We start from the raw sequence: 13,973 nt of genomic DNA on the forward strand, positions 1-13,973 counted from the left end.
TTATAATTCACCACAATAAAAATTGTAATCCAAGGAAATCACGACACCTGTATTCGTTTGAATATCCGGACAAGCCAACGGAATACTTTTTTGAAAATCCAAAGAAACGCAATAAAGAGTCAGCGGACCGGCATCTTCCACCCCGTGAGCAGGAGTAGACACCGTGTAAAGCCACACCTTTCCTCCTCCCAGAGTTGGCATTTCAACACCACCGTCACGTCCGGAAGAGGCACTCGTGCCGATACTGCCGCGAGGAATATCCGTCATCATGTACCGGCCTTTAATCACGTGGCGCAACACGATTTTCTTACACGTATCCGCGGGGATACTGTTTACATCAATGTACGCGCTGTCATACATCCAATTACGGATAGAATGATTGGTCGGTCCCAAAAACGTTATCTGCTCCCCGGGTCCCTCTCCCTCAAACAAAGAAGTTAACCCGGCACGTTCAATAACACGTACAATGGTATCCCAATTATATGAATCCCCTTTCAAGTACTCCAGCATAGAACAATCATGAACTCCATCTGAAATACCCGTATCAATATAATTATATTTTGTATTACAAGCCCAAAACGTGGCTAACAACAGTCCAATAATTAATTTTTTCATGGCTATAACTTTATTTTCTATTAAACCAATATGTATTCTGAATCATCATAGGATTCAAAAAGAACGCTCCATCCCCTATCGGTAAAAAAAGAGCACCATCCGCCACTTCCTGATCCGTCAATAAACTATACACTTCCTCCTCTTCCTCGTGAGGGAACGGGAAAGGAACAAACACTTTATTTTTAGGCAATTCTGTTTTATAATATCCTTTATTTCGCATGATATCAAAGTAACGGTGGTCTTCAAAAATCAATTCTTTTTCTCTTTCCCGGAAGATCGCCATTTGCAAATCACCACCCGCGTATTCAACGGCTTTTGATCTCCGCTGAACTCTCCACAAATCCTGCACGGCACCGTTTGTATTCCCTAAATGCATCCGTGCCTCCGCCCTCAACAGAATCAAATCGGCCAAACGCCAAACCATCCTGTTCACGTCGAAATTCACAAATTCTAAAGTCTGTTCAGAAGTCGTGGAAGTACTGTACAACCCTTTTCTGTATTTATACTCGAAAGCATATCCGCCACAGGCGCGTGCGCTGTCCGGATCATTTGAATATAATTCCGGTTTATAAAAAAAAGCGTTCTTGCGTTCATCTGCTCCCGGGTACATATCGAGAACCGTTTGAATTTTCAATTTCCATTGATTACTATTAATATCTCCCGGAAGTGCTCCCGGAACAACAGGAAAACCGACAAACCAACGAGCGGATGTAAAAACAGTCCCATCCAATGTTTTATCTTGCGCGTTCAATTCTATCTCGAAAATACTCTCTTTACCATTACGTGTATTTAAAGTATTCGCAACCAATAACTCGGCACTATTCTCCAATTCATAAAACCCGCACTCGTCCGTGTCGATCACTTTGGATGCATAAGTATCCACCTTTTCCCAACATGCACGCACTTCTTCATCACTCAAACCTTTCCCCATCGCAGCTTTCCACGCGTAGATGTGTGCTATCAAAGTTGCCGCACTACCTTTACTACCGTATTGCTTCGAGGTAATTCTGGCTCCGGCATAATCCACCAATTCTTCATGCTTCTTCAATAACATGAAAGCTCTTTCCGCACAAGCTAATGCCGTATCCAAAACCTCCACCATCGGCTTTTTAGGACGAGCTTGAGTATCCTCTGTATGTCCGGAAATAACGGCATCTCCCCAATAACGGGCCAATTGCAGATAACATACCCCTTTTATGAAATTTGCCTGTCCATAATAAAAATCCATCCGATCTTGAGCGCACACGGGTTGTTGGACGTTATCAAACAACAAATTGCATTGATAAATCGCATCATAGAAACTCTTCCAACTTGTCCCGACAGAATTCCATAAATGAAAACGCATAAAAACATCGGGAGATGGGAAATGACCGGAAGGAGAAGCATCCGTTTTCACCCCCGCATATTCCAACGTATTAAAAGTTCGAAACGACCATGCCAGTATCGCGTGCATTCCGCGAGTCAGCGCAGCTATATCCTGTTCATTTTTATAAAAATTAGTAAAGGTAACAGAATTTTCAGGCTCAACGTCCAACATACTGCTGCATGAAATACTCAAGCACAACACAATTGCAGCCAATAATCTTATCAATTTTCTCATAACCTATTCATCTAAAAATTTACGGTAAGTCCTAAAGATATCTTCCGGGCCAACGGGTAGTAATTAAAATCATCCATCCCCGAGTACATATCCACAACCTCCGGATCTAAACCGGAATAATTCGTCAATGTGAAAAGATTCTCGCCCGTGAAGAACAATCGCACACCGGACAGCTTCAATTTCTTTACAACCTGTTTAGGCACATCATAACCTATCGTGAATTGTTTCAACTTGATATAACTTACCTTTTCCAAGTTGGAAGCCAAAGTCCCCCCAAATTGCTGCAAAATATCACTATAAGCAGCCTTTCTCGGGTAATCGGTAATATCCCCCTCTTTTTCCCAAAAAGATACTTTACCCACGTTCTCCAGAATCGGAACATCCGGGTTTCCTGTTAAAGATTTATGATTATAAGTTCTATACATCTTACGTCCAAGAGAGTAAGTGAAAAGAATATTCACATCGAACCCTTTCCATTTAACTTCATTCACCCAGCCTCCATAAGCCAAAGGCAAGGCACTACCTTGGTAAACCATATCTCCCGCACCGATCATGCCATCCCCATCAATATCCAAAATTCTCCTTGTTCCCTCCTCATAACGGGTAGCAGCATTACCGCTTCCGTTTGCACCTACATACATTTTATGCTTGTAACCTCTTTGGTCATAAACATAAGGAATCTCATCATCCGTCTGATAATAACCGTCATCCTCGTACAAGAAAATAGAATAAAGCGGTCGTCCGATAACGTATTTTTCCACGTCACGCCCCGTGTAACTCTTCTTGAAAAGATTCCAGTTACGGGAAATATTAAATTTCATCCTCCAAGAAACGGCTGTTTCACGGAAGATATCAGCCTCCAGCTCCAGTTCCAATCCCTCGTTCGAAACCCGCATGGCGTTCTGCCATTGATTCGTCATAAAACTCCAGTTACCGCCCAAGGGAACGTAATACAAAAGACCTTTCGTCAACTTATAATAATAATCCAACTTAAATTTTATACGATAATCAAACATATCCATATCCAGCCCCAAATCATACTGGTCACTCTCTTCCCATGTCAACCGACGATTAATCATTCCACCCATGGGATTCGGAGAAATTGTCGTTTGTCCCAAGAAAGTCCCGTTCGGAACCATCACGCCGTGCGCCAAGTATGCCTGCCCGAACTGTTGCCCGGAACGTCCCCAAGAAGCACGAATCTTACCAAAATTCAACCAAGACACGTCTTCCAGAAAACTTTCTTCTGAAAAAGCCCATCCGACAGCCGCCGACGGGAATGTAGCCCAACGCACCTTATTCCCAAACACGGAAGAACCATCCTTACGCCAAGTTGCTTCAAAAAGATAGCGTTGCATATAATTATACGCCAAACGGGCATAATAACTGACCAACACTTTTTCTGTCCGATCCGTTTTAGCTTCTTTCAGGTATATGGTCTGCCCATTAACCTCAACAGATGTTCCCTCGTCTACAATATAATGAATCTTGTCACTGGCTCCCCCCAATCCTTTCGCCGCAATATAATCGTTCTGATCAGACTGGTAAGAAATACCGAACAACGCGTCTATATTGTGTTTCTCGTTAAAAGAGGTTTTATAGGTCAACATATTCTCGTTCAAAATTAACAAGTTCCGGTCGACCTCCCCGATAGAAGAACTCAGACCGTTTGTCGGATCCAAAGTACTGGGTCGAAAATTATTTCTCATTCCTTGATTGTAATCCAAGGAACCAAGTACAGACAAATTCAATCCCTTGTACAACTGGTATCTTAAGTTCAGATTCGCACGCAAACGGTAAGATTCATTCTTCTCAATGGAAGTATTCAACTCTTCGAGCAATTTCTCCTCATTTATCCCCCCGGCGGCAAGAAGAGAGGAAGTAGTTTTGGGATCTACCGTCAACCTCTCGATTTTTGACCCGGACATGGTACCACCGGTACCGGCCCCGCGGCTACGGTCTGTATACGCAAAATACAACCTTGTATCCAGACTCAAATTCCGGGCAGGTTGCGTACCTAAATTTACAATCAGATTTACACGGGAGAAATCACTCCCGTACATGATCCCCTTTTCAGTATAATAGCCGGCCCCCACGAGGTAATTTATCGTTTCACTTCCCCCGCTTGCTTGAATATTCGCGTTTACGATTTCCCCGGCACGGAATGCATAACGGAACCAATCCGTGGAATTATTATAATACGGATTCAAGGAATCCTGTAACTGTCTTTTCCCACTTGTGCGCTTCATCGCGTTGTACCACCAACGGTCATATAATCCCAAACCGGTTTTAGAATCCAAATAATTCTGCGGGAATATATATTCCCCGTTATTATACCCGGCCATATGTTCATTCTTCATCACGTCAAAATTAAAAGCCCTCTCGCCTCGCCCTCCCGTTTGTACCGGAGTCTCGGGTAATATAGAGTAAGAATAGGATACATTTGCAGAAAAACTGGCCCTACCGGCTTTACCCTTTTTCGTGGTAATCAGGATCACTCCATTTCCGGCACGAGAACCATAGATTGCCGCAGAAGCTGCGTCTTTCAATACCTCGACGGACTCTATTGTCGACGGGTCAATCTCTGCCAACGCATTCGTCCCCGTGATTGGAGAAGTAAACGAATGTACAGGAACCCCGTCAATCACGTACAACGGTTCCCCGTAATCGCGACCGTCCCCCACGAACAGGGAATTATATCCCCGGATAGCAACAACACTACCGCCACCACCGGGAGCACCGCTCTGCGTGTTGATCTCGACTCCCGCCATCCGACCTTGCAGAAGATTCTCGATACTAGCCGTCGGAACCTCTTTTATATCATCCGCCTTCACGGAAGATATAGCACCCACTACTTCCCGCTTTTTCCGTTCCCCGTAAGCCACCACGGTTACCTCGTCAATACTTGCCAAATCCTCTTCCAACGTGATTCTAAGCGTATCAGAGGGGAGCTTGAATTCCAGCTCTTTCGTCTTAAACCCGACGAAACTCAATACCAGCGCACCTTTCGTGATCGGCAACCGGAAAACAAAAATCCCTTTATTATTTGTTGCCGTACCGATATTCGTGTTTTTCAATCTTACTGTTACGCCCGGTATAGGCTCCTTCTTCTCGTCTATCACTCTACCGACCAACACGTGTTCTTTTTGAACCGAATCCCTCGTGACAACCGGGTTTTTCGTGTTAAGAATAACCACGTTATTCACGATGGAATACGTCAGATTCGTACCCTTCAACACGTGCAACAACACATCCTCCAAAGCCATATCCTTCACGTCGATAGAAATATTCCTGACGCTTTTGATATCCTTGTTATCAATGTTATAAAAGAACCCGTAATCCGTTTGCAATTTCAACGATTGAATCACTTCTTCCAAAGTCGCCCCGTTCAATTTAAGACTGACCGTCTTATTCTGAGAATAGAGGCTTGCCGATACATTCATCGACATCACGAACAAAAAAACTGTCAATAATCTTGTCATAAGCCACATTTTTCGAAAACAGTTCCCCCGTATAGGAACGTTCCAACGATTTTTTTTCATACATTTGTTATTCTTAAATGAAACATTACCGGGAACAACACCTGCAAAATGTTTGTTCCCTATTTGTTATTGACAAGAAGTTGCTGCAAACAACTTCTTGTTTTATTTTTACTCTTTCACGATAACCGTCCGGCCACTCACGTTAAATTGCACATCACCCGCTTTGGCTATGATTTCAAGCACTTCATCCAAACAAGTCTGTTTTTTCATGATACCGAAAAAACGTTTCTCTTTCAAACCTTGATTTTGATAAAACACCTCGACATCATACCAACGTGCCACCTTCCGCATAATGGATTCCAAATCATCATTCCGGGCAACAAACAGCCCATCCTTCCAAGCCACGTAAGGGAATACGTCCACCGTCTCTATTCTCACCTCCCCGGACTGTTTATGCAAACGGAATTGTTCTCCCGGTACTATTCTCCGGAACACATCCTTCCTCTCTCCTTTTACATTTATCCCGACGCTTCCTTTCACCAAAGTTGTTTGCACGACATCCTCATCCCGATAAGCCATCACGTTAAACTCCGTTCCGAATACCTTCACCTCTTCCTGCAAAGTTTCAACGATAAAAGGTCTCTTCTCATCTCTGTAAACAACAAAATACGCCTCTCCTTCCAGAAATACCCTGCGTTCATTCATTCCAGTGAAAGACGTCGGGTAACGCAAACGGGAATCCGAATTCAAGTATATTTTCGTGCCGTCAACCAATTCCACGATATACTCTCCGGAAGGCGGAACAACCAGCTCGTTAAAAACAGGAGCCTCCGTAATAACCGTGTTTTGTCGATAACGCAAAACGCCATTCTCAACTTGAATCGCTACACAATCCTGTCCGACAGTTTTTTCCGAGAACGTGGAATCAATAACGATTTTTTGTCCCCCTCCCAATGAAAGTATCACATTCTTATGACCGGGGGAAAAACGGAAACCCGAATTAACTTCTTGAACATTCTTCGTGCGACCGTTTTGCCAATAAACCGTTCCGAGCGTCACGGACAATAGCAAAGAAGCGGCAATTCCTCCCCAAGTCCATCGGTTCATATAACGACGTCGCTTTCCCCGAATACTAGCATATCCTTTCCGGACATCGACACGGGAACATTGTCTTTCCATAATCTTCTCCTGTTGCCGGCAAAAACGTTTATAATACAACCGATGTTCCTTGCTCACGGCGTACCACACGTCAAATGCCTTCTGCTCCTCGGTGGAAAGAAGTTCCCCCGTCATTTTCCGGTAAAGAAGAGATACATTTATAAACTCCGATTCACTCATCTGTTTAAATTTTTACACCTATGACGTAAAAATGGAAAAACAGGGTGAACGAAAAATGAAAAAAATTATGGATTGAATAACTTTGAAATTGCTTTTCGTCTCATCTTCAGCAGAACAAAAGACAAAAAAAGATGTACATGCTGATCAGAAAGAGTCTCTCGTAAATCTTGATATGCTTTTTTCATGTGAGTTTTTACCGTATTGACAGACAATCCCGTGACTTCCGCGATCCGCGGATAACTCATCCCCTCGTAGACACTCAACTTCAACACTTCTCGCCGTTGCTCCGGTAATTTTTCAATTTCCTCCTCGACCCTGCAAATCAATTTCTCCTGCTCCAACACGTCAAAATCTCCCGTGTAGTAAGCCGCATCAAACAACTTCACGTCCAAAGGATCGGTAATCTTTAATTTACGCAGGTAATCCACGCACCCGTTCTTCACGCAACTATAAAGATAGGAACGGCTATACTCCACATCCTTTAAATCCTTTCGGGATAAAAGTGCCAAAAAAACATCCTGCACCATATCTTCCGCCGTTTTCAAATCCCCCACGTACCCCTCGGCAAACAAGACAAGACGCTCGTAATACTTCTCAAATAATATGTCGAACTCACTTTTCACCGTATATACACTTTATCCACGGACAAAGATAAAGAATATAATTATTTCCCAACAATGGTGACACAATTTATTACCACAAACCACTTTATAACACAGTTATCCCGCTACCGAACGGTAGCGGGATAACAAAGCATATTTAATAAACGAATTGTTGCATTATCAATCATAAATCTCCTCCAACACGGCATCCAATTGCGCTCCCCGCATATCCGTTTTAAAAATACGTCCTTCCTTATCCAAAAGAATACACGTGGGAACACCCTGCACGTTATACACTTTAGCAACCGGACCGTTAAACTCTCCCGGATCATTCAATTGCGTCCAAACCATATTCTCCTCTTTCATGGCTTTTTTCCACTCCGCATCGTTCCGGTCGATAGAGATACTGATAATCTCGAAACCTTTATCTTTATATTCCTTGTAGACCTCTCTCAGATGAGGGATTTCTCCCCGGCAGGGTCCGCACCACGAAGCCCAAAATTCCAGCATCGCATATTTCCCCGCGGGCACGTATTCCGACAACTTCACTTTCTTCCCCTCCGGATTCACCAACTCGATATCCGGGTACTTGGCTCCCACGGCGATACGCTTTCCGACTTCCGCCATTTTCTTGAACTCGGTAGCCTTCTCCGTGTTCGGCCATGCCTTCTCCACCAAGGTTTCCAATTCATCTATCTGCCCCGGGGTGATACGGACGTACATATCCTGAAAATACTGTTTAGCCATATCAAAACCCACCACGGTCTGAATATTATTCTTCACGAATTCCCATTTCATGTCAGCCAACTGCTTTTCCAGCTTCTCCATGGCACGAGCCAACTCAATCCCTCTCTCCTTGTTGAAAATGCCATCCAGTGCCGGACGGTGATATTCTTCCAAATACTGTTCATACAAATCACTCGAACGGTTTCTCAACTCCCGTCCATCCGCCTGAAATTTCTGATAGAGGTCTTCCATCGCCGACCCGGTCACTTTCGGCGCCTTCTGCGGTTTATTACTCCAGTACATCGTGGGCAAACTATCAATATTCCCCGAAAAGCTAATCACTGAATTTTCCAAATAGAACGGACTATTCGTGACATTTCTCAGTGAGAATTCCTCTCCCTTAGGATTTCTGTCAATCTGTATCGTGTAGTACCCCGGCTCCGCAAGTACACCCTCGAACACAAACTTTCCATCCTTAATTACCGTGCTGTCAATTAATTCCAATTGCGGGTAATCAATCCTATTCAATGTCACCTTCATACCCTCCGCGTTACCGGAGATTTTCCCGTTAACAACATAACGGGGTGCCTTCTGGCAGGAATATCCCACCAGTAAACACGCTAAAACAATAATTACTGTCCTCATATACTTTTTTTATAATGGATTTTGTTCTAACAAATTATTTCCCGCCAATGCTGTTTGCGGAATAGGCAAAATTAATTGATTATCAGAAGTAATTGTACTCTTAATATCCGTGATATTAAAATCCCCTTCTTTATAATACCGTACCAAATCGAACCATTCTTCATAAACCTCCGATACCAATTCCAACAATTTATGCTTACGTACCATCTCTAACAAATCCCCATCGGTAATTGTATTCACGTAATTCTCATCATAACCCGCCCTATCCGTAATCTTCTTCAAACTTGTCCGGGCACCGGCATAATCCTGATACCCGCGTATGGCCGCTTCCGCATGAATCAAGTATACTTCTGCCAGACGCATATAAAACACCGTATTACTCTTCGTGCCATCCAGCATATCATTATGAGGGAACTTCCCGTTATTATTCTGTCCTCTCAAATTATAAGCAAAAGTTTCTGCAAAACGCTTGTCATATCCCTCTCCGGTAGTCATATTCCCATCTCCCGCAACAAAATCGTCTGCAATTTTGGTTAAATAACGTCCCGGAATCAAAGCATTAATATTCAATACCAACCTTTCAATACGCCCGTAAGTATAAGGACAAAACAACGCCTCGGAAGAAAAACAACTATTTTTAAATACATCGATAAAATTATTTTCCATGGCATATCCATATCCTTCCGCTTCACTTAAAACCTCATTCGCCAAATCCGCTGCTTCTTTATATTTCCTTTGGTACAACAGCACCTTAGCTTTCAATGCTTTTGCAGTAGTCCGACTCATGCTATAATGTGTCGATACATTCTCGGGCGCAGTTTCAATGGCATCGTCCAAATCTCTATTTATAGATACGTAGACCGCCGCCACTGAATCTCTCGGCGCAGCTTTCGTCTCTTGCATATGCTCCTCTACCAACACGATACCGTAAGGCGATGTTTCATCGTAGAATTGCCCGTAAGCCCTCAACAAAAAGAAATGCGCCATCGCACGGTGTATTTTCGTTTCCCCGATCATCTCCACCATGCGCACCGAATCCAACCCCACGGCTTTTCCGGCTTCCAATTGCTCCATCACTATATCAGCATAATTCACGATATGGTACAAAGAAGTATAATAATTGGCAATAACACTTGTTTCCGGTTTCACTTCGTTATTTAAGAAAACACCGGCATCAATACCACTACCCGTTAAACTACCGGACAAAAAATACATATTGGGCAATATCAAACTCAACCCCTTATCCCGCCATTGCTCGTAAACACCCCGTAAAGCCAATTCCGCCGAACTGGCATCCCGAATCAATGTCTTTTCATCCAAAATATACTCGGGCTTAATATCATTGATATTCCCGACCAAGTCGCATGAGGTAAACCCCATAACACCCAAAAAGGAATAAACTATATATTTAAACGCTTTCATCATATTCATTTATTATTTAAAATTCTACTCTTATACCAAACGTGAATGTTTTACTCAGCGGATAGGCGTCATTACTGAAAACTCCTTCCTGCAAAGGATTGGTCCCCGCCAGCGTTCTGTCTCCCACCAGTTCCGGGTCAAGCCCCGGCCAATTCGTCCATGTCCACAAATTGGATGCGCTGGCAAACAATTGCACAGACTGGAAATTGATTTTTTTCAACCATTCTTTGGGTAAAACATAAGATAACGAAATATTCTTCAACCTCAGATAAGAAGTTTCAAACACATATTTGTCACAATAAGCTGAATTACCACTATAATCCAAAGCAACCAAACGAGCGTAACGAGCGTCTTTATTATCCTCCGTCCACGTATCCCGGAACATCTTACGTTGTATGCTATTCCCGACAACTCCCGTCGCACTGTTAGCCAAATCATTCAGAAAAGCCTCTCCCCCTACCGAGAACTGGAATACAAAGGACAAATTCAAATTCTTGTAATTAACCGAATTAAACCATCCCCCGAAAAAGTCCGGTTCCGGATTCACAATCACCTTTTTGTCCTCTGCCGTAATTTTCCAGTCCCCATTCAAATCCCGGAACTTATAATCTCCAGCCCCAGTCGATGAGTTCTGGTAATAACTACCCTCTCCATTTATAATCTCTGAAAACTTGTTATAGGCGTTAACCTCCCGGTCAGACTGGAATATCCTGTCTACCACGTACCCTTTCAAAGCACCTGCCGGATACCCTTTCGTGAAAAAATCCAACTGGTAAGAAGCCAGCGTGGCCCCGTTCAAATTCTCTATTTTATTCCGGTTCAAAGCGACATTAAACTTAGAAGTCCACTGCCAGTCACTTTTCCGTATAATATCGCCCCCGACCTCAAACTCAATTCCCTTGTTCGACAAATCAATCAAGTTAGAATAATAAGTCATGGAACCCGTTTCCAAGGCAACAGGAGAAGGAGTTAATGCCCCGTCCGTGTAACGGTAATACAAATCCAAACTACCGTACAAACGACGATTAAAGAAAGAAAAATCAACACCGATATTATATTCGGTTGTCATCTCCCATTTTACATCCCGGTTCGGGAAATTACTCTTCGGCACGATTGTCGGTTTACCCTCCCACAAATTGTTTGAAGTCCTCCCGAACAATTGCTTGTAAACAAAATCATCCAAGTTCGTCGAACCGGTTTGTCCCGCACTCAAACGTAATTTCAAATCATCCAATCTGGAAAAATTCGCCATAAATCGTTCGTTACTTATTCTCCACCCCAACGAGAGCGAAGGGAAATAACCGCGTTTATTCCCGGGACCGAACTTAGAAGAAGCATCCGAACGGAAATTAAACTCCGCCAAATATCGGTCACTATAAATATACCCCACGCGGGCATAAACGGAATTCAATCCCGTTGTAGACTTTGAAGAATAGTAAGCGGACACTTTTGCCGCGGAAGCCGGATTATTCAGAATTTGGTCATCCGCGAAGTCCTCGTACATTTGATACCCTCCTTTACGGAATGTTCTATCCCAACCGTACCCCACCATAAAAGAAAGGCGATGTTCCTCTATATCCAAATTATAATCCGCCCTGAAATTAATGGAAGTAGTTGTCATATCACTCTGCGACTCTGTCAGATTAGACAACGTTTCATAATACGTGTATTCATCCATCGCCGCTTTAGGCACAAAAGAACTTCCGTCATCGCGGAAAGAGGCTAGATTGAAATCTCCCCGGAGTTTCAAATTATCCAATATCCGGTACTGGGCGTAAGCACTACCTATAAACTGGCGGGCATCCGTACGGTTCTTGACCTTTCTTTGAGCGACCGGATTCGCCGCGTAATACACGTCACCATAATTAGAACCGGGCAACCGGACAAATTCCCCGCTTTCGTCTTTCGCGGGATAATCCGGACGCACCAGCCAAGGTTTCGTGTTTCCATCCGTTATACTTGTAGCATCCCGGAATTTTGAAAATGAATATCCTAAAGTGGCACCACTTTTCAAACGGTCGCTAATATTAGCATCGACAGCCAAACGCACCCCGTAACGCTTCAGTCCGTCATTAATGTAAATACCGTCCTGATTCACCGAGTTGAAAGAAAAAGCATAATTTATAGCTTTCCCGCCACCACGGATACCAAGGTCAAATTGTTGATTCAAAGCATTCTTATTCTGAATCTCTTTTTCCCAATTCGTGTTTGCTTCTCCAAAAGCATCTTCATTCAAACCGTCGTACTCGTACTTCGGGATAAACAATTCGTCATCAAAACCGATCTCCGAAAAATTCCCGAGTAACTCCAACATCGGTATAAAAAAATAAACTCCCGTGTAAGGCTCAATTTGCCCCCGGTTTATGGCAGATATCGTGTTTTTTATCAACAAATCCTGCACCTCTTTATACTCTGCCGTGTTCAACGGTTTATACTGTTTCACCGGATTACCGACCGTAACAGAATAACCGGCTGATACATTAATTTTTTCGTTATTTTTCCCGCCCTTGGTTTTCACGATAATCACCCCGTTTGCACCCCGGGAACCATAAATAGCGGTAGCCGCAGCATCCTTCAACACATCAATACTCTCAATGTCATTCGGGGAAATAATCAACAACGGATTCACACCTCCGCGCTCGGAAAAGAAAGGAACATCATCAATAACATACAAAGGCTCATTCGTGCTTCCTGACACGGGTGAAGTAACACCTCTCACGTTAATTGTTGCGGCCGCACCCGGGGCTCCATTATTCTGAATAACACGCACTCCCTTGATCGCTCCGCCCAACATACCATCAAAGGAAGTGGCACTACTGGAATACTTTTTCAATTCGTCCGCGTTAATCGAAGACACCGAACTCGTCACGTCATGCTTTGACTTCGTACCGTAACCGATCACGACCACGTCACCCAGACTCACTTGCTCTTCCTCCAGAACCACGTTGATCTCTTTCTGTCCCGTGTAAGGAACTTCCTTGCTTTGCATTCCCACGAAAGAGAAGACAAGCGTAACATCCTGCCGTTCGGCAAAAGTCAGCGTGTAATTCCCGTCGATATCGGTAGCGACACCCACCGTTGTCCCCTTCACGATCACGGATACTCCCGGCAGGGGCAGACCGTCCTTATCTTTCACGTTACCGGTTACCCGGATCTCTTTCACTTCCTTTTTCACGTTATCTCTCGCCACTATCGCGATAGAATTTCCCTCGATAGTGTACGTGTAAGGAGTCCCTTCCAACACCTTGTTCAGCACGTTCTCCACCGTCTCCGCCGTCACATTCAACGTCACCGGCTTCAACTTATCCATCTGATCGTCGCTATACACGAAATTGTAAGTCGTTTGTTTACGGATTTCGGCAAACACTTGCTTGACCGCCGCATCCTTAAGATTAATAGTCACCCGTTGCGGTGATGCATAAGAGGAATTAGCCCAAAGATTCGTTACCATGCACAAACACAGCGTCATAATCACGAACACTTTGCAATAAATCCCCGCAAAAGCTTTCTTTTCTCGCGAATTTTTCATACTCTTGTAAATTA

Annotated in this window: 8 protein-coding genes; all 8 read right to left on the reverse strand. The window is 43.7% G+C overall.

From position 1 onward, the window contains the following. Window positions 1–615, reverse strand: a complete 615-nt coding sequence (locus H8S64_RS10900; protein ID WP_186976081.1) for a fasciclin domain-containing protein — start codon at window positions 613–615, stop codon at window positions 1–3. A gap of 10 nt (window positions 616–625) precedes the next feature. Then, window positions 626–2,215 (reverse strand): RagB/SusD family nutrient uptake outer membrane protein, encoded by a 1,590-nt coding sequence (locus H8S64_RS10905; protein WP_186976082.1) that lies wholly within the window; start codon window positions 2,213–2,215, stop codon window positions 626–628. 11 nt (window positions 2,216–2,226) lie between these two features. Then, window positions 2,227–5,697 carry a SusC/RagA family TonB-linked outer membrane protein gene (locus H8S64_RS10910; protein ID WP_176554992.1) on the reverse strand — a complete coding sequence of 1,157 codons (3,471 nt, stop codon included), beginning with the start codon at window positions 5,695–5,697 and terminating at the stop codon, window positions 2,227–2,229. Between the two features lie 168 nt (window positions 5,698–5,865). Then, complete coding sequence (locus tag H8S64_RS10915; RefSeq protein ID WP_186976083.1) at window positions 5,866–7,035, reverse strand: FecR family protein; 1,170 nt, start codon at window positions 7,033–7,035, stop codon at window positions 5,866–5,868. Between the two features lie 65 nt (window positions 7,036–7,100). Continuing rightward, entirely contained in the window at window positions 7,101–7,658 is a 558-nt protein-coding gene (locus tag H8S64_RS10920) for an RNA polymerase sigma-70 factor (RefSeq protein WP_186976084.1), read from the reverse strand. 159 nt (window positions 7,659–7,817) lie between these two features. Continuing rightward, window positions 7,818–9,008 carry a TlpA disulfide reductase family protein gene (locus H8S64_RS10925; protein ID WP_186976085.1) on the reverse strand — a complete coding sequence of 397 codons (1,191 nt, stop codon included), beginning with the start codon at window positions 9,006–9,008 and terminating at the stop codon, window positions 7,818–7,820. Window positions 9,009–9,017: 9 nt separating this feature from the next. Continuing rightward, window positions 9,018–10,433 (reverse strand): RagB/SusD family nutrient uptake outer membrane protein, encoded by a 1,416-nt coding sequence (locus tag H8S64_RS10930; RefSeq protein WP_186976086.1) that lies wholly within the window; start codon window positions 10,431–10,433, stop codon window positions 9,018–9,020. A 13-nt stretch (window positions 10,434–10,446) separates the two neighbouring features. Further along, on the reverse strand, window positions 10,447–13,959 hold the full coding sequence (locus tag H8S64_RS10935; protein ID WP_186976087.1) for a TonB-dependent receptor: 3,513 nt from the start codon (window positions 13,957–13,959) through the stop codon (window positions 10,447–10,449). Between the last annotated feature and the right edge of the window lie 14 nt (window positions 13,960–13,973).

It is taken from the genome of Butyricimonas hominis (assembly GCF_014287455.1).
GTDB classification, from domain to species: Bacteria; Bacteroidota; Bacteroidia; order Bacteroidales; family Marinifilaceae; genus Butyricimonas; species Butyricimonas muris.

Coding starts and splice junctions, on each gene's coding strand:
- H8S64_RS10905 (WP_186976082.1), bottom strand. CDS start 2,215: ATGAGAAAATTGATAAGATTATTGGCTGCAATTGTGTTGTGCTTGAGT.
- H8S64_RS10935 (WP_186976087.1), bottom strand. CDS start 13,959: ATGAAAAATTCGCGAGAAAAGAAAGCTTTTGCGGGGATTTATTGCAAA.
- H8S64_RS10915 (WP_186976083.1), bottom strand. CDS start 7,035: ATGAGTGAATCGGAGTTTATAAATGTATCTCTTCTTTACCGGAAAATG.
- H8S64_RS10900 (WP_186976081.1), bottom strand. CDS start 615: ATGAAAAAATTAATTATTGGACTGTTGTTAGCCACGTTTTGGGCTTGT.
- H8S64_RS10925 (WP_186976085.1), bottom strand. CDS start 9,008: ATGAGGACAGTAATTATTGTTTTAGCGTGTTTACTGGTGGGATATTCC.
- H8S64_RS10930 (WP_186976086.1), bottom strand. CDS start 10,433: ATGATGAAAGCGTTTAAATATATAGTTTATTCCTTTTTGGGTGTTATG.
- H8S64_RS10910 (WP_176554992.1), bottom strand. CDS start 5,697: ATGACAAGATTATTGACAGTTTTTTTGTTCGTGATGTCGATGAATGTA.